The organism is Arthrobacter sp. H20 (assembly GCF_000520515.1).
Lineage (GTDB): Bacteria > Actinomycetota > Actinomycetes > Actinomycetales > Micrococcaceae > Arthrobacter_D.
Window position 1 is genome coordinate 1 of sequence record NZ_AZRY01000191.1, and the last position, 22,339, is coordinate 22,339.

Here is a 22,339-nt window from a genome sequence, read left to right on the forward strand (position 1 = left end):
GCCCCCGTGGCTGCCAGTTCAATGGCAGCCTTCTCGCCGCCGTTGACACCCGCGTCGAGCACATTTTCAGCGGCCAGCTCGGTGAGGGGCACGTCGTCGAACAACGACAGTTCGTGGTCCTTACCGGCCACCACCACCGGCTGTTCATCGTAGAGCGGGATCACGCTGAGACCGTCGCGATCCACGGGGAGCCGGACAAACCCCAGGTCGACTGTGCCGTCCCGCAGAGCCAGTTCCTGGCTGGCGGCGTCGTACTCGCGGGTTTCCAGCGGTTTGTCAGGATGTCTCTCGCGCCACCGACTGACCCATTTCCCGGGGGTCACACCCGGAACGAAACCGACGGTGAGGACGCTGGGCTGGGGCTCGGACACCTGATCACACTAACCCACACGTAGGCGGGCGACCCCCGCCGATTGTGGCCGATACTGTGAGGAGGTCAGTAGCTGGCAGGGGAATCGTTGCCGGACACCCGCACAAACGCGGCGGCAAGCGCTTCCGATCCCCTGGCTAGCAGTGCGACGTCTGCCCCCACCAGGATGAAATGTGCCCCGCTATCCAGGTAATGGCGAGCGGTATCGGGATTGAATGCGTTCACGCCCGCGGGTTTGCCCACCTTCAGCGCTGCTGATAGACAGCGTTCGACGGCGGTGCGCACCTCGGGGTGCTCCTGCTGCCCCAGCAGACCCATCGAGGCGGCCAGATCGGAGGGGCCAACGAAGATGGCGTCGACGCCGTCGACCGCGAGGACCGCTTCGACGGCGTCGACCGCGGCAGTTGACTCGATCTGGACCGTCACGCTGATGGTCTGACCGGCGCGGGTCAGGTAATCGGGAACCCTGTTCCAGCGGGCAGCCCGGGCCAGCGCCGAGCCGACTCCACGCACCCCCTCCGGAGGATACCGGGTCGCCGCAACTGCGGCTTCCGCGTCAGCTACCGAGTTGACCATCGGGATGAGCAGGTTCTGGACGCCCAGGTCAAGATACTGCTTGATGAGTACAGTGTCGTTCACCGGGGGGCGAACCATTGTGTGGACCGGGTAGCCGTGAACGGCCTGGAGCTGGGCGAGGATTGATTCGACCCCGTTTGGGCTGTGCTCAGCGTCGATCAGCAGCCAGTCCAGGCCTGCTCCGGCGCACAGCTCAGCGATCAGCGGACTCCCCGAGCACACCCACATGCCCGCCAGCGGGCGGTCGGCTCCGGCGAGCGCTTCACGAAACGTAGCTTCTAGCGGAAGTGGCATGTCACCACTCCAAGCGGTCCATAGTCAGCGTGGATGGTGTCGCCCTTCTGAACCCACAGCGGTCGGGTGAAGGAGCCAGCGAGAATGATGTCCCCCGCCTTCATACTGTCACCGTGGGCGGCGATCTTGTTGGCCAGCCAGTGGACGCCAGCGGCTGGATGGTCAAGCACCCCGGCCGCCACGCCCGTTTCCTCGACGGTCTGGTTCTTGTAGAGGATGGCTGCCACCCAGCGGAGGTCGACGGCGTCGGGCTTTACCGGCCGGCCGCCCACCACCATTGCGCCCATCGCGGCGTTGTCCGAGATGGTGTCAACAATGGTTCTGCCCTCCATCTCAATCCGGGAATCCAGAATCTCAAGGGCAGGAACCACGTAGTCGGTGGCATTCAGGACATCGAAAATGGTGCAGCCCGGACCCGACAGATCATGCTTCAGCACAAACGCCAGCTCCACCTCAACCCGCGGGTGGGTGTACCGGTCCCAGTCCACCGAGCAGCCAGTGTCCAGCACCATATCGTCAAAGATGGCCCCGTAGTCGGGTTCGGTGATGCCGGTGGCCGCCTGCATGGCCTTGGAGGTAAGACCGATCTTGCGCCCCACCAGGGTGCGCCCTGCGGCCTCGTTGCGTTGGCACCACAACCGCTGAACCGCGTAGGCGTCCTCAACAGTCATCTCTGGGTACCGGGCGGTGAGACGGGGAATCGGGGTGCGGCTGCGGCCTGCCTCCACCAGTTCGTCAGCAATGGCTTCGATAGTTGTGGGATCCAGCATGGCTACAGCTGCGCTCCCAGCTTGAAACCCTGAGCTGCGCTATCTGCATCCTTGCGGGTATAGGAGAACCCGTCGGCGCCAACTGTTACAGCCATTTCGCTCTTTTCCTCGCGGACGACGACGGGCTGCGGCTTACCGTCGAGGTCCAGGACCAGTGAGGCCTCGCTGTACCAGGACGGAACCACCGCGTTGCCCCACCAGTCTCGACGCTGGTTATCGTGAACATCCCAGGTGACCGTCGGATTGTCCGGGTCGCCCGTGTAGTAGTCCTGCGTATAGATCTCGATCCGGTGCCCGTCAGGGTCGAGGATGTACAGGTAGAAGGCGTTCGAGACACCGTGCCGGCCGGGGCCACGTTCAATTCGGTCCGAAATGCGCAGCGCCCCCATCTTGTCGCAGATCTGGATGATGTTGTGCTTCTCGTGGGTTGCGAACGCGACGTGGTGCATGCGTGGGCCGTTACCCCCGGTCAGGGCAGTGTCGTGAACCGTCTGTTTGCGATGCATCCACACGGCGTAACTAACGCCGTCGGAATCCTGGATGTCTTCCGAGACCCGGAAGCCGAGATCCTCGAGGTACTTGCGTCCACGGGGCACGTCGGGTGTCACCTGATTAAAGTGGTCCAGACGCACCAGCTCGCCAGCCGAGTAGAGGTCGTAGCGCTGGGTGAGACGCTCAACATGGTCAACCTCGTAGAAGAACTCGTAGGGGAACCCCAGCGGATCCTCGACACGAAGCGAATCGCCGATGCCCTTGGTGAAGCCGCCCTTGCGCCGCTGCGTGCGGCAGCCCAGCTCGGTGTAGTAAACCTCGGCAGCGTCCACTTCGGCAGGGGATTTAACCCGGTAGGCGAACGCAGCAACGGCTGCGACCGGACCCTGACGCAGCACCAGGTTGTGGTGGATGAACTCTTCAAGGGAACGCAGGTAGATAGTTGACTCGTCCTCCTCGGTGACGTGCAGGCCGAGGACGTCAACGTAGAACTCCCGTGACCTTACGAGATCAGTGACAACGATTTCCATGTAGGCGCAGCGGACAATGTCCGGGGCCGGGGCTTTAGGGGTGGGCACGAAGTTGGTCATGATGGTCTCTCTTCTTTGAGCAGCGCGGAGGAGGAGGTGTTACCCCTGCTGGGGAGCATGGGTGGTAATACTGCCGAACTTCGGGGTGTGCACCGCGCCCAGGGAGATGTGCACGGCCTGCTGGTCGGTGTAGAAGTCGATGGAGCGGTAACCACCCTCATGGCCCAGACCCGAGGCCTTCACTCCGCCGAATGGGGTGCGGAGGTCACGGACATTGTGGCTGTTGAGCCACACCATTCCGGCCTCGATGTTCTGGGAGAAGGTGTGTGCCCGGGTCAGGTTCTGCGTCCAGATGTAGGCGGCGAGCCCGTACTTGGTGTTGTTCGCGAGCGCCAGCGCCTCGGCGTCGGTCTCAAACGCGGTGATGGTCACTACTGGCCCAAAGATTTCTTCCTGAAAAATCCGGGCCCCCGGCGCGACGTCCGCGAATACCGTCGGCGCGATGTAATTACCCTCGGGCAGGTGTGCTGGCCTGCCACCACCAGCCAGCAGGCGACCCTCTGACTTTCCCAGCTCAACGTAGGAGGCCACCTTCTCGTAGTGCTCGGGGTGGACCAGTGCGCCGACCTCGGTGGCGGGATCGTGGGGATCGCCGACGACGATGGCCTGCGCCCGGGCAGCGTACTTCTCGCAGAACTCGTCATAGATTGCCTGTTCCACCAGGATGCGGGACCCAGCCGTGCACCGTTCACCGTTGAGGGAAAAGACCCCGAAAAGCGCCGAATCGATTGCGGCAGCCAGGTCAGCGTCGGCGAAGACCACGCAGGGGGACTTGCCCCCGAGTTCCATGGAGAGGCCCTTGAGATTGGTCGCTGCGTTACGGAAGATCGTTTGCCCGGTAGTGGTCTCGCCGGTAAAGGAGATCAGCGGGACCTGTGGGTGCTTGACCAGCGCGTCCCCCGCTTCCTCACCGAGGCCGTTGACCAGGTTAAAAACACCATCGGGTAGGTCCGCATCCTTGAAAATCTGGGCCCACAGGGACGCGGACAGCGGAGTGAATTCGGCGGGTTTGAGGACCACTGTGTTACCGGTGGCAAGTGCTGGGGCGAGTTTCCAGGATTCGAGCATGAATGGTGTATTCCATGGAGTGATCAAGCCAGCGACGCCGATGGGTTTCCGGTTCACGTAGTTGATCTGGACGCCTGGAACCTTCATGGCGTCGTCGAATTGGGCCACTATGAGATCGGCGAAGAAGCGGAAATTCTCGGCTGCGCGCAATGCCTGGCCCTTGGCCTGGGTGATGGGCAAGCCGGTGTCGAAACTCTCAAGATCGGCGAGCCGGGTTTCCTGCGCCTCGACGGCGTCCGCGATCCTGTTGAGGATCCGGGCACGCTCGCGCGGCTTCATCCGCGGCCACGGGCCGTTGACGAACGCCTCACGCGCGGCGGCGACGGCGAGGTCGATGTCTTCCCGCTGGCCGGCGGCAGCGGTCGCGTAATTGGCGTTGGACACCGGATCCAGTACGTCGAAGGTCTTGCCGCTGACCGAGTCAACGAACGACCCGTTGATGTAGTGCTGGAGATGTGTGGGCAGGTTTTCAGGGACGTAGTGGGTGGTTTCGGGGACGGTGGACGTCATTGTTTCTCTTCCTGGCTGCTGAGCGGGACTTAGTCGGTGAGGGCGGGAGCGTGAGCGAGGTAGGCGTCGAGGGTTGCGATGCGGTGCTGTCGGGCTGCGCGCTCAATGGTGTCGGCGTCGGCTGCTGCTTCGATCAGCTGCAGCAGCGCCTCATGTTCGAGAACCGATTCCTTGGCACGTCCAGGAACAAATCTGAAGGTGGAGGACCGGAGGGTGGCCAGCCGGTTCCAGCCCCGATGCACCAGGTCAAGGATGTGCGGATTGGGACAGTGTTCAAACAGAATGCTGTGGAAGTCCTGGTTGAGCGCTGTGAAGCGGACCGGGTCGAAGTGTTCCAGGCACTCCCGCATGTGGGCATTCACCGCGCGTGCCCGCGCGGTCGCCACCGAGTCAATCAACGGCGCGGACAGCGCAGTGGCGGCGCCCTCGACAATGCTGAGGGTCTGCATGGTGTAGAGGTACTCGGTGGGGTCGATTCCTGAAACGGTGGCGCCAACGTTGCGTTTGAAGGTCACTAGTCCTTCGGCCTCAAGCCGTCGGATCGCTTCCCGGACGGGGACCACACTGAACCCGAGATCTGCGGCGATCTTCGCCAGCACCAGCCGGTATCCGGGGGTGAAGGATCCCTCGAGAATCCGCGCTTTGATGGCGGTATAGGAGCGCTCGGATTTACTACTCCCCGGCGCGATCTCGGCACCGTCCTGCGTCACGGGCACAGGTGCGACGGCGGCGTCAGTCACGTGTTTCGCCTGCCGCGACCCACTGCGTGTACTTGGCCTTCCAGCCACTATTCATTGGGTAGAGACCGTCCACGCCGTTTCCCTGCTTGACCATCTCCAGGATGAACGTTTCCTCCTGCTCCTGGAGGATGCAGTCGTCGACGAGTTCCTCGGCGAGGGAAGGCGGAATCACAAGGATGCCGTCCGAGTCAGCCACAATGATGTCGCCGGGCTGGACTGTCGTCCCACCACAGGCGATCGTGATGTCGGTGTCCCACGGGATGTGCCGCCGTCCCAGGACCGCCGGATGGGGGTTGGCGAAGTAGGTGGGCATGTCGAGGTCGGCCACCGCCGAGTAGTCACGGACTCCGCCGTCGGTGATGATTGCTGCCGCCCCCCGTACCTGGGCGCGCATGGCAAGGATGTCCCCTACAGTTCCGGTGCCCTTCTCGCCGCGTGCCTCCATGACGAGAATCTCGCCGTCATTGACTGAGTCAATCGCACGCTTCTGGGCGTTGAAGCCCCCACCGTAGGTGGTGAAGAGGTCTTCACGGTTGGGGACGAAACGCAGGGTGCGGGCCAGTCCCACCACGCGACGGTCCGGACGGGTGGCCTGAAGGCCGTCGATGCTCACGTTGTTTAGTCCGCGCTTGCGCAGCTGGGAGGAGAGAGTGGCGGTGGCGACCCTTTCAAGCTTGGACTTCAGTTCCGGTGACAGCGTCCGCGGGAGCGGATCCAGCCCGGCCGCCTCACGTGAGCCGTACGCCTCTTCGCGCTGGATGTCATCGGTTGTGGGTTGGGCACCGAAATCAGGGAACGGCGTCATTCCGGCCAGCACACAGGTTCTGAGCCGGCCGCTGGTGTAGCTACCCGCGGTGACCTCGATGTCAACGATGTCGTCCGGGTGGGCAACAGAGGCACCGGCGGGGGTTCCGGTCAGAATGATGTCACCCTCCTCAAGGGTGAGCAGCTGGGACAGGTCGGCGACAAGTTGCGCGAAGGGGAACAGCAGGTCCTCAGTGGTGTCGTCCTGGACAAGGTTGTCGTTGTGCCAGGTGCGCACCCGCACTGCCATGGGATCGACGTCGCGGGCAGGAATCAGCTGCGGTCCAATGGGCGTAAATCCGTCGCCGCCTTTCGAGCGAACGTTTGATCCCTTGTCTGCAGACCGAAGATCGTAAACTCCCAGGTCATTACTGGCCGTGATCCACTCGACGTGGCTCCAGGCATCCTCGGGGCGGACCCGGCGTGCGGGTGTGCCGATGATGAGGGCAATTTCACCTTCGAACCCAAGCAGTTCGCAGCCCAACGGGCGTTCGACGGTCCCCGGGGCTTCAATTGATCCAAGCGTGAGCGACGACGGTGGCTTGAGGAAGTAGGAGGGCTGCAGTGGGATTCGCCCACGCTGGGCGGCACGGCTCGGATAGTTGATGTGGACAGCGATGACCTTGCGGGTGCGGGCAAGCAAATCAGCGCTCACTGGCTGGATCCGGGACTCAATGGTCATGCAGCGTTCTCCTCATCGTTGCGGCAACTGGTACATCGATTGGTGGCGCCAATAGATGTACGAAATCGTATACGATACATCCTCCCGTGTGACTCACTGCACGTCAACTCCTCCGTTGGATGCCGAAGTGTTGTGCCGTGGGTCATATCCGTCGTACAGTCTTAGCACCGTCATTCGATTATTGGACTTGCTGTTCAAATAAAGAACACAAACGGTCATAGGAAGAATTTCACAAAGAAGTGAGGAGACCGTGCATTTTCACCACCACGGCTACGTATCAGGTGACCCGCGGGTCCAGCCAGCTGCCGGCGTCGGCGTCGACCGACCTGATGAGCTTCCTGACCAGGTTGATGTCCTGATTGTCGGCAGCGGTCCGGCGGGAATGCTCGCTGCAGCCCAGTTGTCCCAGTTCCCAGCTATCACGACGCGCATTGTGGAGCGTCGGCCGGGACGGCTGGCCATTGGGCAGGCGGACGGCATCCAGGCCCGGAGTGTTGAGACCTTTCAGGCATTTGGGTTCGCCGATCGCATCACTGCTGAGGCGTACCGGATCACCGAGATGGCGTTCTGGAAGCCAGACCCAGCGGATCCCTCGAGCATCATCAGGACCGCCCGCCCACTCGATGACCCGGCTGGCGTCAGTGAGTTTCCGCACCTGATCGTCAACCAGGCCCGCGTCCTCGACTACTTTGCCGAGTTCATGGCGAACTCCCCCACCCGCATGAAGCCTGACTACGGCCTGGACTTCACCGGCCTCGAGGTTTCAGAAGAGGGTGAGTACCCAGTTGCCGTCACTCTGACCCACACCACCGGACCCCGCGAAGGAACCGAGCTGACGGTCCGGGCAAAATATGTGATCGGCGCTGACGGAGCACGCAGCAAGGTCAGGAGTGCCATTGGCTGTACGCTGGCCGGCGATGCAGCGAATCATGCCTGGGGAGTCATGGATGTTCTAGCTGTCACTGACTTCCCCGATATCCGGTTAAAGTGCGCGATCCAGTCGGGGACTGGTGGAAGCATCCTGCTGATTCCCCGAGAGGGTGGCCACCTGTTCCGGATGTACGTTGATCTCGGCGACGTCGATGCGCACACCAAGGGCGAGATCCGCAGCACCACAGTTGAGGAGATCATCAGCAAGGCCAACGCGATCCTGCATCCCTACACACTCGACGTGCGCAACGTCGCCTGGCACAGCGTGTATGAGGTGGGCCATCGTCTCACTGACAGGTTCGACGACGTCCTCCCAGAGGAGGTGGGCACCCGCACCCCGCGCGTGTTCATCACCGGGGATGCCTGCCATACGCACAGCGCGAAAGCCGGCCAGGGGATGAACGTCTCAATGCAGGACGGCTTCAACATCGCCTGGAAACTTGGGCATGTCCTCGAAGGACGTAGCCCGGAAAGCCTGCTCTCCACTTACTCGGCTGAACGTCAGGTAGTAGCCAAGAATCTGATCGACTTCGACAAACAGTGGTCTTCGTTGATGGCAAAAAAGCCAGAGGAGTTTGAGGACCCTACTGAACTCGAGAACTTTTACACCAGCACCATGGAGTTCCCCGCCGGGTTCATGACCGAGTACACGCCGTCCCTCATCGTCGGGCAAGCAACGCACCAGGCACTAGCCACCGGGTTTCCCATCGGTAAACGGTTCAAATCTGCGCCAGTAGCACGCGTCTGTGACACCAACCCACTCCACCTTGGTCATCAGGCAACAGCTGACGGGCGCTGGCGGATCTACGTTTTCGCTGATCAACCCCTGCCGGGCAACCCGTCGAAGGTAACCACCTTCGCCGACTGGCTTGCCAGTTCACCAGAATCTCCCCTTGCCGCAACCCCCGACGGCGCCGATCAGGACGCGTGGTTCGATGTGCGGGTGATCTACCAGCAGGATCACCAGAGCCTGGACATCAACGCTGTGCCAACCGTCTTCAAACCAGAGGTGGGACCGTTCAAACTCAACTATCTGGAGAAGGTCTTCGGCGTTGACACGAACGAGGATATTTTCGACTTGCGGGGGCTGGACCGGGGCGGCGTCGTCGTGGTCGTTCGACCGGATCAGTACGTGGCCCAGGTGCTTCCGCTGACCGCGACGGCTGAGCTTGCCGCGTTCTTCGCTCGGATGCAGGCCGGGCGCGGGTCAGAAGTGGCGGGGGGAGCTAGGGTTATGGGATGACCCCCGCAAAAAGCCCCCAGACCATGAAGCCCGCTACAGCGGCCAAGAAACTGGGAATCTACCTGCCAGCCGCTCCACAAAAGTTCCAGGACAATGACGTCACCCGCGCGGAGTTCAACGAACTGCAGCAGAATCCTCCGGTATGGCTGGCTGAATTGCGCCGGGGTGGCCCCCACCCCCGCCCAGTGGTGGCGCAGAAATTGGGCATCTCCATCAGTGGTCTGGCACGTGGCGGAGTCACTGAACCGCTCAGCACCACTGACATCACCGCCCTGTTGCAGGAGCCACCAGCATGGCTGGTGGCCGAGCGTGCTACCCACGCTGCAGTCCGCAAACAGGACCTGATTGTCAAAAACCTGCACGCGGAGAAGTCCGACCAGTAAGAGCAACATCTCGACTCCGGGTCGACTTTTCGCGGAAATGAAGCATACTTACCTTTATGCCGCTCGCACAACCGCTCACCATTGCCGTCATGGCTCATCTGCACCACCCGATCGCCAGCCCCTTTCCCGGCGGGCTGGAAATGCATACCGCCCTGCTGACTGAGGAATTGACGGCCCGGGGCCACTCAGTGACCCTCTTCGCCAAGGGTGGCAGCGACGGGTCCGGCACTGTAGTGCCTGTCCTGGATGCTGGCTTCGTCTTCGCCAAGCATCCCGATGGCCCATCTCGCGACGCGCAGACCCGTCTTCTCGATACCGCGCAGCGAACGGCATTGGATCTGATCAACGAGGGTGACTTCGACGTCGTCGTGAACAACTCCCTCAGTCCGCTGCCCCACGCTGATCCGCCAAAAGCGCCGATGCTGACTATCCTTCATACTCCGCCGCTGCCACGGGTTACCGCTGTCCTTGAAGCAGCTCACTTCTTCCCCTCGCCCCGGCACCGGGTTGTTAGTGTGTCCGCAGCCAATGCGCGGCAGTGGCAGCATCACCTCAAGGACATCAGCATTGTCCACAATGGAATCCGTCTCGAGGGATGGCACACCTCACTGACGCGCAGGCGCCCGAACACGGCAGTCTGGGCCGGCCGCATCACGCCCGAGAAGGGCCTCCACGTGGCAATCGAAGCGGCGGCCCTTGCCGGAATGCGGATTCGTTTCGCTGGTCCTATCAGTGATCAGGACTATTTCGACAGGACTATCGCACCGCTGCTGAGCGAATCGGTTCACCATGTAGGTCACTTGAACCACAGCCAGCTGGCGTCCTTCCTCAGCTCGGGGACGGTCTTCATCGCCTCACCGTTGTGGGCAGAACCATTCGGTTTGAGCACCGTTGAGGCGATGGCGTGCGGCACTCCGGTGGCCGCTCTCCCCTGCGGTGCGATGGCGGAAATTATTGACGATCGTGGCGGAGTAGTCGCCGAGGGATTCTCGGCGGCTGACCTTGCCCTGGCCATCAAAAAGGCCCGACGTGCAGACAGCGGCGGTGTGCGAGCATCAGCGGCACGGTTCGCCGCTGGCGCAATGATCACCAAGTATGAGCAGCATCTCAGGGAACTGGTGAGCCAGGACGTGCTTACCGCCCCGGGAATGCTGGCGTCCTGAAGCACCAGTGACACTCTCCCGCGTTGCCTACTACACCCACCATCATGGGTCGGGACACCTCCGCCATGCCCTGGCCATTGCGCGCCTGCAAGCCGTTGATCTCCTGGTCACCGGGTCAGTCGAACCTCCTGGTCTACGCGAGATTCCCCACACCAGGTTCGTGCCGCTCACTGGGGATACAGCGCCCGGCGGCGAACCTTTCCGGGTGCCCGGAGAACCGTTTCTGCACTATGCGCCCACCACTGCCAGAATCCGGCGGCGGTTCGCCGAACTACATACTGCCTGGCAGGAGTTCGATCCGCAGGTGGTGATCATCGACGTGTCGGCTGAAGCTGCTGTCTTTGCCCGGCTCTGTGGTTATCCGGTCCTGTACCGGCGGATGCCAGGCGACCGATCAGATCATGCGCACAGGCTCGCCTATGCCGCTTCCACTGAACTATTTGCCTACTATCCCCGGCCGCTGGAGGATCCTGCCTTTCTGTTGGAGTTGGGTCACCGGACCCAGTATCTGGGGATGCTTGAGCCATCAGATGGTGTCACCCCTGAGATGGATGCCCCAGGCCGGAAGGTTGTCGCGGTACAGACCAGCCTCGGCGGCAACGGAGTAAACGTCACCGAGATTGCCCGGGCGGCTCAGTCATGCCCCGAATGGCAGTGGAACGTGGTGGGCCTCAGCACCGGAAACGCAGACCTGCCTCCGAATGTTCGCCTGCTCGGCGTGCTCCAGGATCCACGGCCGGAGCTCGCCGCGGCGGACATCATCATCACCTCAGCTGGCTACCACGCCGTCGCCGCAGCAGCAGCCGCGGCACGACCCACCATCCTGGTCCCTGAACACCGGCCCTTCGATGAGCAGAAAGCATTTGCCTATGCCCTGAACGCCAAAGCAGGCATCCCCATGGCCGAGACCTGGTCGAATGCGTCATGGCCGGACCTCTTGCGCCAGGCGGCGGGATCGGATGCCCGGGCGCTGCGAGGGGCACTGTTTGTCAGCCGGGACACTTTCAGGGACGGTTTGCTGGACCTTGTCTCCAGGGTCTCGGCAACTGGCGTCTAGCCCTATGAGGAACTGTCAGTAGGGAGCGTTCACCCGTGCCGCAGCAATATCATCGGCGGTGGGGTGGCTGTGCACATCGATCGAGTCGGCGTCGGAGGTCCAGGTGATGTATCCGGCGTCGGTGAAGCCCTTAAGCCAACCGGTCATTGGCCATAGGCCCCATTTGCCATGGAACACCTGAGAGTTCGTCACGATGTCGATGAAGTGCTGCAAAGGAGGGCGGATAACCCCATGATGTTGATGGAACATGGTGGCACCTGAGAAGGAAAGCCTGACTCCGCAACCCCTTGCAGCAAAGGAAAAATCAGTGTCTTCCCCGCCGTACCCGGTGAACGATTCATCAAAACCGCCAATTCGATCGAAGTCTTCGGCAGTTACCGCAAAGCCCAGGGACCAAAACAGTTCATACCTATCAGTGGCGGTCGGTGGCCCGCCGCCTGCCGGTGCCAGCGAGGTGCGGGAGTGGTGCGGGATCGAGGCGCGCATCAGGCCGGCGTCGCCGTCGTGCTCGGGGAACCCGGTCTCGCTCAGGTAGCGGGGCTGGGCCATCACGAGCCCTCCAACTTCACCCACATCCCGTAAAAGGGTCTCGCACAGCGTGCTGGCAGGGATGCAGTCCACGTCCAGAAAGATGAAAAAATCTGTAGAAGCTGCAACTGAAGCAGCGTTACGTGCAGCGGCGAGCGGCAACGTCGAGTTATCTGTCGCTGGCAGATGGACAATACGCACCGGAATTGTTGAGTCCAACGGGGCGGGATTCGGCTGGCCCATATACGCCACCACCAATTCGGTGGGCAGCACAGTTGACCGGTGAAGACCTGCCACCAGGTTCGCGAGATGATCATCCCGGTTCGAGCTGAGCACCAGGACAGAGAACTCTTGGATTGAATTGTCAGAGACTGCCATCCTAGGCAACCGGTTCGATCAGTTGCGGCCCGTTGTTTTTTACCGATCCGACAGCGCTACCCACAATTCGGGGAACAAGCTTTGGCTCAGGAATTTCATCGATCAGGGCCTGTACATCGGAGCCGCCGGTCATTCTTGGGTCAAGCCAGTCCGAGTAGAGATCAGTCGGAAGAATCAGAGGTGTTCGGTCGTGAATATGGCCGAGTGTATCGCTGGCAGTGGTGGTGATGATGGTGCAGCTACGCAGCCATTTATCCGGATGGCCTTCAGGGAGTTCCGGGTCAGGCCAGTACTCGTACAGGGCGGCAAAGGCGAGCATGTCGCTCGTTTGACCATGGAGGTAGGTAGGAATTTTTCCGTCAGGACCTTTCTCCCACTCGTAATAGCCATTGGCCATCACAATGCCCCGCCTCCGCGATGCAGCGGTACGAAACGAGGGTTTCTCCAGGATGGTCTCGGCTCGGGCGTTAATCAGTGGCGGGCCTTTTTTGGGATTCTTCAGCCAGGACGAAACGAGTCCCCACCTTGCAGTAGTTAACCGTCGGGCAGGCCTGCCCGTGGGGTCTTCCACTCGCTCCAGCAGCAGCCGCACAGTGTCTGTCGGAGCCACGTTGTAGGAGGGCTCAGGCAAATCCTTGTCCACAAAGTCCACGTCAAACAGGTCAATGAGGTCCTGGTCAGATCCCGCAACCACAAAACGTCCGCACATGAGGATAGGCTACTCCGGGGTACCCCCAAACCTTGAGTTGAAGGGGTTTGTGGGGGCGCCGAACCGATTGACTTAATAGAACATATCTTCGAATATTAAGGAGTGAGTTCTCCAGCACCCAACCCTCTGATGTCCCCGGGATACGCCCCGGATCAGAACATGCTGGTGCCCGGAACCGCTAGTCAACCGGAGCATGGGCTGGGCCTGCAGGAGAAAATCAACCAGATGCAGGGTAGCCGTCTAGGCTCTCGGCGACTGCCCACCATTCCGTCTCTCGGTCGGATCCTCCCGGGCGGTGCTCTACTGGCTGGGGCGGCCTACTCGGTTGAAAACTCCACCACGCTGGCCATGGCACTGCTTGCTGGCCCATCGGGCTCAGGTGCGTGGTGCAGCGTGATCGGTATCCCCGACTTTAACGTTGAGGCTGCAGCTAATCTGGGTATAGATCTGGATCGCCTCATCCTCATCCCCCATTTGGACGGCCAATGGCTCGCCGTAACCGCGGCAATGGTTGACGTGGTGTCTATCATTTTGACCATTGCCCCGGCGACCATCACTGGTTCAGATGCGGCGCGGCTCAGGGCGCGGCTCAGGCAGCGTGGCGCAGCATTGATCACCATTGGTGCCTGGCCGCAGAGTGAAGCTGTGCTCAGCGTGTCAGAAAACACCTGGGGGGGCTTGGGAACCGGGTCGGGCCACCTACAGACCCGCAGGTTGAAGGTCACCGCCAAGGGACACAACGGCCGCTCCCGCAGTTCTGAACTCTCGCATGCCGAGCTCCGGCAGAGTATGTGGCCCCAATTATCCGGTAGCGACAACGGCAAAAATGATCGGCACTTCATCCCCCGGGTGGTGAGTGCCTGATGAGTTTGCAGGCACTCACCCCACCACTCAAGAGCGCCACCCGGATCATGATGCTTTGGTCACCTGACTGGCCCATCACTGCAGCCCTGCGTGAACTCGACCTCTCAGCCGCCACTCCCCTAGCCCTCATTGATAGGGGAGAGGTGTTTGCCTGCTCCCCTGCAGCACGGGCCGAGGGGGTAAAACGCGGGCTCAGGGTCCGTGAAGCCCAAGCGCGGTGCACTGATCTGATCGTCAAACACTATGACCCGGACCAAGATGTACGGGTCTTTGAACCGGTAATCGCAGTTATCGAAAAGATCATGCCCGGAGTCCAGCTCATACGGCCGGGACTGTGTGCCATCCATGCCCAGGGTCCGAGCAGGTATTACGGGGGCGAGCCGAAAGCCGCCTCCGTGCTGATCACCACGCTGGCATCGCTCGGTCTGACCACTGCAAGGGTAGGTGTTGCCGATTCCCCGTTCGCAGCTGAGCATGCAGCCCGCGCTACTGAAGTACTGGAGGGTGCTGAAAAGGACCCAATCTGGGTTGTTCCACCAGGGGAATCACCACAATTCCTGAGCACCTTCCCCTTGGATGTGCTTGAGGAACCCAAACTCGCAGTCCTACTGCGACGCCTGGGAATCAGGACCCTGGGCGACTTTGCAGCGTTGGACGCCTGTGACATTCGGAACCGGTTCGGTGTCGAGGGTGCACGAGCTCACCGGAAAGCCAGCGGTCTCGATCACCGCTCGGTGGTGGCGCGGAAGCCTCCAGTCGAATTGGACGTCGTCGTCGACTTCGAACCGGCGCTGGTGCGAATTGATCAGCTAGCTTTTGCCTTCCGCACCGCAGCTGACCGCTTTGTGGAACGGCTCCGTGCCACTGGCTTGGTCTGTACCGCCTTGCGGGTGGTGATGCATTCAGAGTCGGGTGAGGTATCCGACCGCCTCTGGCGGCATCCTCGATGGTTTGATGCCGACGACGTTCTCGATCGGGTGCGGTGGCAACTGCAGGGTGGTGGATTGATTGAGCACGGGCTGCAATCAGGCATCACGCGGGTGCACACCATTCCGGCCACTGTTGAAGACCTAGGCGACCATGCTGACGGCTTGTGGGGTACCGGACCGGAAGAGAGCATCCACCATGGGCTGGCCCGGGTGCAAAGCATGTTGGGTCACGTTGCTGTGCTCACAGCCGTTGTTGCAGGGGGCCGAATGCTCAAGGACCGCAGGGTGTTCATTCCCTGGGGCGACTCGCCGACCAGCCATCCAACAGCTGCGAAGTCTGAGCAGGGAATACCTTGGCCGGGGAATGTACCCGGACCAGCACCGGCAACTGTTTTTGACGAACCCCTTGAGGTACTGGTGGTGGACGCTGCTGGGCGCAGCGTTGACGTTGACGCCCGAGGAATGCTTACCAATGCACCGGCGCTGTTCACTCCGCCCGGTACAACTACCGGACAGCACGCGGTTCAGCACTGGGCCGGACCGTGGCCGATCAATGAACGCTGGTGGGATTCCTCAGGACGTGCCCTGAATCGTTTCCAGTTGGTGGATGACACGGGTGCGGCCTGGCTGCTCCTCCTGGAAGATCACCGTTGGTGGGCTGAGGCCAGCTATGACTAGGTCAACAATGCAATTAAGAAAGCTGGTGGCAGCAGGCCATGGGATGGAGTAATCCGGCCATCCCATGGTCAGAATTCGAGCGAAGCCTCTCTGACCGAAGCCGCCCCGGGGCACCACCCGTTGGCGCTGACGGTGGTGACAGCCCGGCCTGGTCACAGAAACGGCAACCGTACCGGTTGCCAGAAGCTGAAGATCCCGAGCCAACCGGACCACTGGTGCCCTATGCGGAACTGCATGTCCATTCAAACTTCAGCTTTCTGGACGGCGCCTCAAGTCCTGAACAGTTGGTCGAGGAGGCCCATCGATTGCGTCTGCATGGGCTGGCGTTGACCGATCACGATGGGTTGTACGGAGTGGTCCATCTTGCTGAAGCTGCTGAAAAGCACCCGCAATTGAGTACTGTCTATGGCACAGAACTCTCTCTGGATCTGTCGAAACCCCAAAATGGTGAACCTGACCCTGAGGGCAGTCACCTGCTGATCCTTGCCCGGGGAACCGAGGGATACCGGAAATTGGCCGGTGCCATCACAGCGGCGCAACTAGCCGAGGGTGCAGAGAAGGGAAAGCCTCGCTACAACCTTGACGGGCTTGCCGCACAGGCGTCAGACAGTTGGATGATCCTCACCGGCTGCCGTAAAGGCCCGGTCCGTCAAGCGTTGGTGCGCGACGGCGAACGCGGCGCCGAGTCCGCCGTCGCGGAACTGGTTGAACTCTTCGGCAAGGAGAACCTCGCCGTCGAGCTCTCCGACCAGGGAAATCCATTGGATAGTGCGTTCAACGACGCGTTAGCCGCCGTGGCCGCACGGCTGAAACTTCCAGTTATCGCTACCAATAACGTCCACTATGCTTCCCCCGCCCAACACAGGCTGGCCACAGCGCTGGCTGCAGTACGAGCACGAAGGAGCCTCGATGCGATGAACGGCTGGCTCCCTGCGGCGGGTTCCGCTCATCTGCGCAGCGGAGCAGAAATGGCGGCTCGGTTCGCTGCCTACCCAGGCGCCATTGAACGAACTGTGGACCTGGCGGACGATCTGGCGTTCAGGCTGCGGAGCGTCAAACCGGGGCTGCCCAATCTGACCCTCCCGGACGGACTCACCCAGATGAGTTATCTGCGGAAACTGGTGTGGGAGGGTGCTGACAAGTTTTACCCGGGCCGGCGTGACGTAGTGGAGCGGATAGAGAAGGAGCTCGGTGTCATTGAGGAGAAAAATTTTCCCGGCTACTTCCTGATTGTTCACGACCTGGTGAGCTTTGCGCGGAACAAGGGGATCCTCTGTCAGGGGAGGGGATCAGCAGCTAATTCGGCGGTCTGCTACCTTCTGGAGATCACAGCTGTTGACTCAATTCTCTACAACCTGCCGTTTGAGCGGTTCCTGTCCAGCATGCGTGACGAGGAGCCTGACATTGACGTCGATTTCGATTCCGACCGTCGGGAGGAAGTCATCCAATATGTGTACGCCAAGTACGGCAGGTTCAATGCTGCCCAGGTGGCCAACGTCATCACCTACCGGCCCAAGTTTGCTGTTCGGGATATGGCCAAAGCCCTGGGTCACAGTCCAGGGCAGCAGGACGCCTGGTCCAAGCAGGTGGAGCGCTGGGGTGGCCTGGTCTCCAGTGACGACCATGACATCCCAGAGGCAGTGGTTCATCTGGCTCAAAGTGTCCTGAAGTTCCCGCGGCATCTTGGTATCCACTCCGGGGGGATGGTGCTCACCGACCGGCCTGTCGGTGAGGTGTGCCCGATCGAGCATGGACGAATGGAGAACCGGACCGTCCTGCAGTGGGACAAGGATGACTGTGCGTGGATGGGGTTGGTGAAGTTCGACCTGCTGGGGCTGGGAATCCTTGCCGCCATCCAGTACAACTTCGATCTAGCTGAGAAGCATTTTGGTGAAAAGTGGAATCTGCACAGCATTCCAAAGGAGGAGCAGGGCGTCTATGACATGCTCTGCTTCGCAGATTCCATCGGCGTATTCCAGGTGGAAAGTCGCGCCCAGATGGGCATGCTGCCCCGCCTCCAACCACGAGAATTTTACGACCTGGTGATTGAGGTGGCCTTAGTGCGACCAGGACCCATTCAGGGTGGAGCGGTCCACCCCTACATCAAACGGAAGCTGAAGGAGGAGGAGGTCACCTACCTCCATCCCAAACTGGAACCAGTGCTGGAACGAACCCTGGGGGTACCGCTCTTTCAGGAACAACTGATGCAAATGGCCATGGTGGTGGGTGACTGCTCCGGGGCAGATGCTGATCAGCTGCGCAGGGCCATGGGGTCCAAGCGTGGGCTGGAACGCATCGACACGCTGCGGGACAAGCTGTATGCGGGGATGGCAGCCAATGGCATCACTGACGAGACGGCCGATTCGATTTATCTCAAGATCCAGGCTTTCGCTAACTTCGGTTTCGCTGAAAGCCATTCAATCAGCTTCGCGCTCCTGGTCTACGTCAGTGCCTGGTTGCGATTGCACTATCCCGGGGCCTTCCTTGCCTCACTGTTGCGCGCTCAGCCCATGGGATTCTATTCTCCGCAGACGCTGGTGGCGGATGCCCGTCGGCATGGTGTGACAGTCCTTCGGCCAGATCTGTTGCAGTCAGGAGTGCACGCAGACCTTGAGCCCCTCGACGAACACACTGGTGCGGCTACAGGGCAAGCCACAGGGATGAACGCCTGCTGTGATCCTCATCAACCACCTGTTGGACCTTTTGACCGAACTATCCCTTTCGACTCGACACGTCACCGGCGGGATGCCAACTTTGCCGTGAGGTTGGGCCTGGACAGCGTCCAGTCCGTCGGGACCAGGGTGGCAGCACTGATTGTTTCCGAACGTGAAACCAACGGTGCTTTTGCGGATATGGCTGACCTGGTACGACGCACTGCACTCAACGCCGCCCAGCTCGAATCGCTGGCAGCTGCGGGAACATTCGAGTCGATGGGACTCACTGAACGTGAAGCGCTGTGGAACGCCGGTCCCGCCGCCACCGAACGGGCAGGACAGCTCAAGGGCACCACCGTGTACATCCAACCACCGCTGTTCCCTGACCTCACTGCGGCTGACCGGGTGGCCTCTGACCTCTGGTCCACAGGCATCACGCCCGATGACCACCCGGTACGGCACATCAGAACAACACTCACCAAGCGCGGAGTTCTGACCGCCGCAGATCTTTTGCAGGCGGAATCAGGGCGGCGGGTCGAAGTGGGAGGTGTGGTCACTCATCGGCAGCGACCAGCCACCGCCAGCGGTATCACCTTCATGAATCTCGAAGATGAAACTGGCCTCGTCAACGTCATCTGCTCAGTGGGAGTGTGGCAGCGTTACCGCCGTATTGCCCGCGAATCGAGTGGTGTTTTGGTTCGAGGAATGCTCGAACGTTCCTCGGAAGGTGTGGTTAATATTGTGGCGGATAAGTTTGAAGTGCTGAAAATGAAGGCGACCACCAAATCGCGGGACTTCCGGTAGTGGAGCAGCCTGTTAGAGCTGGGGCGGAGCACCAACAATCAGATTTGAGAGCCACCGGAAGATCGGCGGCACGTTCAGACGGCGCCTAACGAAAAAGACCCCCGGATAACCGGGGGTCCAAACCGTGCGCGAGGGGGGATTTGAACCCCCACACCCTTTCGGATACTGGCACCTGAAGCCAGCGCGTCTGCCGTTCCGCCACTCGCGCGCAACCGCTTTCGAACTCTTCAACAAACCTTCGAAGACCTTCGAGAACAGCAGAAATAAGCATAACGGAGCACCATCGAAATCACCTAAACGCCCTGCCTGGTCTCAACTATCCAGAGAGCTTCTGACAGGCGTCCACTCTGGCCGGTGCCGGAATTGTTATCACATGGTGGTTGATGCCAGACACACGGTTAAGGCCTTTTACAGAGGTCCCCAGTAGTATCGAATTGATCGTGTCGCACGTTGACCATGCCCTCGCGCACAACCGGGGGCTGTGGGTAGCTGTGCGAAACAACTAACCAGTCGAAGGGTGAGGAGGCTACACATGGGTATCTTGGACAACGTGGAACGCGGCTTGGAAAAGATTGTCCGAGGCGCCTTCTCCACCGGATCGCGGTCCCAGGTGCAACCGGTCGAAATCGCCAGTGCCCTGCGACGGGAGTTGGACAACAAGTCAATCACCCTTGCCGAGGGCCGCACCCTTGCCCCTAATGTGTTCACTGCTCGGCTCTCGGATTCTGACTTTGTTCAGGCCCAGGAATGGGGTGCTCCACTCGCTGAAGAGTTGTGCGACGTCGTCATCAAGCACGTCAACAGCCAGGGCTACACCCTGAGGGGTCCGGTCAAAGTGTCATTCACCCGGGACGCAGATCTCAAAGCCGGGGTCTTTGAGATTGATTCTTCGACTGAGAAGCAAGAGGCCCCCCGCCGGCAGGCAACCCCTAACGCTCCCACCCGCCAGCCAACGAGATTGCAGCCGGTGCTCGACCTCGATGGTCAGCGCTACTCGCTCAACGCTGGATCGATCATTCTTGGTCGCTCTTCGGAAGCGGACATCCTTGTCGACGACACCGGAGTGTCCCGCAAGCACCTCGAAATCCGGATCCAGAATGGCACAACCAAAGCCGTTGACCTTGGGTCCACCAACGGCAGCTATGTCAATGGCCAACGCGTCCAGAGCGAAACCGGACTGACCGACGGATCGATCATCACCATGGGACGCACGCGCATTACCTTTCGGCTTGTTCCGCTCCCGAACGGTGGACGCTAGCAAATGAGCGACCTCAGTGAACTGACCCTCACCGTGCTGCGATACGGCTTCCTGATTCTGATCTGGATTCTTGTCATCAGCGTCGTCAGCGCCCTACGACGAGACCTTGTGGTGGGTAGCAGAAACCGCCTGGGGACTCCCTCCGCCCGTCAGGCACGCAAACACCCTGAGCTAGTGCAGGAGGCTCCATCCCGCGCGACTGCACGCACCCTGATTGTCACCGAGGGTCCGTTGAAGGGCGCCATCCTTGAGCTAGCCTCCAGTCCTATTCTGTTGGGCAGAGCACAGGAAGCCACCCTGGTGCTGGAAGATGACTACGCATCGGGGCGCCACGCACGCCTGTTCCCCCAGGGGAGTCGATGGTTCATTGAGGATCTGGGCTCTACCAATGGCACCTTCCTGGCAGGCAGTCAGCTAACCCGCGCGTTGCCAGTTGAGCTGGGTGTTCCTGTCCGGATCGGTAAGACGGTCATTGAATTGAGGTCATAGCGTTGGCCTACATCATGCGTTTCGCGGCGCGCTCGGACGTCGGAATGGTGCGCGCCAAAAATGATGACTCCGCTTACGTCGGTCGCTACCTCGCGGTAGTTGCTGACGGTATGGGCGGACACGCTGGCGGGAATATAGCGTCCGCATCAACAGTCCTGGACCTGGTTCATCTAGACCGAAAAGACTACGACGACGGCGACGCCGGTAACCAGCTCGCTGACGAGATTCAGACTGCTAATACCCTCCTCTCGGAACTCGTGAACTCCAATCCACAACTCGCTGGAATGGGCACCACTGTCACTGCCCTGCTGCTCAACGGCACCAGGCTGGAGTTAGCCCACATCGGAGACTCCCGCGCCTACCGTCTCAAAGATGATGTGTTCGGGCAGATCAGCGTCGATCACACCTTCGTGCAACGGCTCATCGACGAGGGCCGGCTGAAGCCCGAAGAGGCGGACGTCCACCCCCACAAAAATGTTCTGATGCGGGTACTTGGCGACGTTGACGCGAGTCCCGAACTTGATCTTGAGTCGTTTGAAGTTGCAGACGGAGAACGCTGGCTGCTGTGCTCCGACGGGTTGAACGCCGTCCTCGGAGACTCACTCATCGAGCGGATCATGCGCGAGACGCCTGACCTTCAGGCGTGCGTTGACACCCTCGTTGACCTGACCCTGGCTGGCGGCTCCCCTGACAACGTGACTATTGCCGTCGTCGAGATAGTCGAAGCGACCCCGGAGGACCTCCGAACTGCAGCGCTAACAACCCTCCCGCCAGCCAAGGAAGCGGCTGGCGAAAAAGATGACGATGAACCACGGGACCCGACACCCGACACCGCGATCCGCGCTGACGTGATCCGGCAAGACCTCTCGTCCAGGCCGCATATGCTGGTTGGATCAGCTGCCCTGGCCACTGAAACAGGCCAGATCCCCATCGTCACGCAGTGGACTACCGAGCGGCGTGCGGCACTGATGCTGACCCACAAGGCCGCTGTCGATGCGGAGAGGTCCGACGACGCCGGTGAGCCCGCCAGCAATCGTAAACGCTGGCTCATCCCAGCGTTTCTGGGATTGATGTCACTGATCCTTGTTGCGGTCCTGTGGTTCGGGTACGCCTGGACCCAAACCCGCTATTACGTCGCCGGATACGAAGACAATGTTGCGATCTTCAATGGAGTGTCGCAGTCGATTGGCCCCATCAGGCTCAGTCACCTGGATCAGGAAACGGACATCCCGGTTTCCAACCTCCCCGAGTATCAGCGTGCCCGGGTGGCAAGTTCCTTACCCGCCACCGATCTTGAACATGCCCAACGAATTGTCGAAGACCTCCGAGGGGATCTGCGCGCAGTAGCATGCCCACCCGAAGACGAGGCTCCCTCC

19 protein-coding genes and 1 tRNA gene are annotated in these 22,339 nt (G+C 60.9%); 10 read left to right on the forward strand and 10 right to left on the reverse strand.

Going from position 1 to position 22,339, the window contains the following annotated elements; translation table 11 throughout:
• From Y703_RS17090 to Y703_RS0101050, 7 genes are all read right to left on the reverse strand, one after another.
• A partial coding sequence (locus Y703_RS17090) for a LysR family transcriptional regulator substrate-binding protein (RefSeq protein WP_035763304.1) occupies positions 1-371 on the reverse strand: 371 nt, incomplete at its 3' end.
• A gap of 65 nt (positions 372-436) precedes the next feature.
• Complete coding sequence (locus tag Y703_RS0101025) at positions 437-1,240, reverse strand: HpcH/HpaI aldolase family protein (protein WP_026551252.1); 804 nt, start codon at positions 1,238-1,240, stop codon at positions 437-439.
• The gene (hpaH, locus tag Y703_RS0101030; protein WP_026551253.1) at positions 1,225-2,010 is read right to left on the reverse strand and encodes a 2-oxo-hept-4-ene-1,7-dioate hydratase; all 786 of its coding nucleotides are present in this window, start codon (positions 2,008-2,010) and stop codon (positions 1,225-1,227) included. The genes Y703_RS0101025 and hpaH overlap by 16 nt, the downstream gene beginning before the upstream one ends.
• A 2-nt stretch (positions 2,011-2,012) precedes the next feature.
• Positions 2,013-3,092, reverse strand: coding sequence for a 3,4-dihydroxyphenylacetate 2,3-dioxygenase (gene hpaD / locus Y703_RS0101035; RefSeq protein WP_026551254.1), 1,080 nt, complete (start codon positions 3,090-3,092; stop codon positions 2,013-2,015).
• A 39-nt stretch (positions 3,093-3,131) separates the two neighbouring features.
• Positions 3,132-4,670: a 5-carboxymethyl-2-hydroxymuconate semialdehyde dehydrogenase gene (gene hpaE / locus Y703_RS0101040; protein ID WP_026551255.1), complete on the reverse strand. Its 1,539-nt coding sequence runs from the start codon at positions 4,668-4,670 to the stop codon at positions 3,132-3,134.
• 29 nt (positions 4,671-4,699) lie between these two features.
• The gene (locus Y703_RS0101045; protein WP_026551256.1) at positions 4,700-5,380 is read right to left on the reverse strand and encodes a GntR family transcriptional regulator; all 681 of its coding nucleotides are present in this window, start codon (positions 5,378-5,380) and stop codon (positions 4,700-4,702) included.
• 22 nt (positions 5,381-5,402) lie between these two features.
• Entirely contained in the window at positions 5,403-6,896 is a 1,494-nt protein-coding gene (locus tag Y703_RS0101050; protein WP_026551257.1) for a fumarylacetoacetate hydrolase family protein, read from the reverse strand.
• 250 nt (positions 6,897-7,146) lie between these two features.
• On the opposite strand from Y703_RS0101050, the gene Y703_RS0101055 reads away from it, so the two are divergent.
• The 4 genes from Y703_RS0101055 to Y703_RS17100 are packed head-to-tail and all read left to right on the forward strand — an operon-like array spanning position 7,147 to position 11,672.
• The gene (locus Y703_RS0101055; RefSeq protein WP_026551258.1) at positions 7,147-9,069 is read left to right on the forward strand and encodes an FAD-binding monooxygenase; all 1,923 of its coding nucleotides are present in this window, start codon (positions 7,147-7,149) and stop codon (positions 9,067-9,069) included.
• On the forward strand, positions 9,066-9,452 hold the full coding sequence (locus Y703_RS0101060) for a DUF5997 family protein (protein WP_026551259.1): 387 nt from the start codon (positions 9,066-9,068) through the stop codon (positions 9,450-9,452). The genes Y703_RS0101055 and Y703_RS0101060 overlap by 4 nt, the downstream gene beginning before the upstream one ends.
• Before the next feature lie 56 nt (positions 9,453-9,508).
• Positions 9,509-10,615 (forward strand): glycosyltransferase, encoded by a 1,107-nt coding sequence (locus tag Y703_RS17095; RefSeq protein ID WP_035763303.1) that lies wholly within the window; start codon positions 9,509-9,511, stop codon positions 10,613-10,615.
• Positions 10,616-10,622: 7 nt separating this feature from the next.
• Positions 10,623-11,672: a hypothetical protein gene (locus Y703_RS17100; protein ID WP_051427178.1), complete on the forward strand. Its 1,050-nt coding sequence runs from the start codon at positions 10,623-10,625 to the stop codon at positions 11,670-11,672.
• 15 nt (positions 11,673-11,687) lie between these two features.
• Here Y703_RS17100 and Y703_RS0101075 read toward each other — a convergent pair whose 3' ends face one another.
• Together Y703_RS0101075 and Y703_RS0101080 are read right to left on the reverse strand one after the other, a co-directional pair.
• Positions 11,688-12,578 (reverse strand): glycosyltransferase family 2 protein, encoded by an 891-nt coding sequence (locus tag Y703_RS0101075; protein ID WP_026551260.1) that lies wholly within the window; start codon positions 12,576-12,578, stop codon positions 11,688-11,690.
• 1 nt (position 12,579) lies between these two features.
• Positions 12,580-13,287: an SOS response-associated peptidase gene (locus Y703_RS0101080; RefSeq protein ID WP_026551261.1), complete on the reverse strand. Its 708-nt coding sequence runs from the start codon at positions 13,285-13,287 to the stop codon at positions 12,580-12,582.
• A gap of 102 nt (positions 13,288-13,389) precedes the next feature.
• Between Y703_RS0101080 and Y703_RS0101085 the strand changes: the two genes are divergently transcribed.
• Genes Y703_RS0101085 through Y703_RS0101095 form a run of 3 tightly spaced genes read left to right on the forward strand, consistent with a single transcriptional unit; the run spans position 13,390 to position 19,216 of the window.
• Positions 13,390-14,151: a hypothetical protein gene (locus Y703_RS0101085; protein WP_253907888.1), complete on the forward strand. Its 762-nt coding sequence runs from the start codon at positions 13,390-13,392 to the stop codon at positions 14,149-14,151.
• Positions 14,151-15,758 (forward strand): DNA polymerase Y family protein, encoded by a 1,608-nt coding sequence (locus tag Y703_RS0101090; RefSeq protein ID WP_026551263.1) that lies wholly within the window; start codon positions 14,151-14,153, stop codon positions 15,756-15,758. Before Y703_RS0101085 ends, Y703_RS0101090 begins: the two co-directional genes overlap by 1 nt.
• A gap of 38 nt (positions 15,759-15,796) precedes the next feature.
• Positions 15,797-19,216 (forward strand): error-prone DNA polymerase, encoded by a 3,420-nt coding sequence (locus Y703_RS0101095; protein ID WP_026551264.1) that lies wholly within the window; start codon positions 15,797-15,799, stop codon positions 19,214-19,216.
• 125 nt (positions 19,217-19,341) lie between these two features.
• Here Y703_RS0101095 and Y703_RS0101100 read toward each other — a convergent pair.
• A tRNA-Leu gene (locus tag Y703_RS0101100) sits at positions 19,342-19,424 on the reverse strand.
• Between the two features lie 324 nt (positions 19,425-19,748).
• Here Y703_RS0101100 and Y703_RS0101105 point away from each other — a divergent pair.
• The 3 genes from Y703_RS0101105 to Y703_RS0101115 form a co-directional block, all read left to right on the forward strand.
• A complete protein-coding gene (locus tag Y703_RS0101105; protein WP_026551265.1) occupies positions 19,749-20,474 on the forward strand; it encodes an FhaA domain-containing protein in 726 nt (241 codons plus the stop codon).
• Positions 20,475-20,477: 3 nt separating this feature from the next.
• Positions 20,478-20,963 carry an FHA domain-containing protein FhaB/FipA gene (locus Y703_RS0101110; protein WP_026551266.1) on the forward strand — a complete coding sequence of 162 codons (486 nt, stop codon included), beginning with the start codon at positions 20,478-20,480 and terminating at the stop codon, positions 20,961-20,963.
• A 14-nt stretch (positions 20,964-20,977) separates the two neighbouring features.
• A partial coding sequence (locus tag Y703_RS0101115) for a PP2C family protein-serine/threonine phosphatase (RefSeq protein WP_035763308.1) occupies positions 20,978-22,339 on the forward strand: 1,362 nt, incomplete at its 3' end.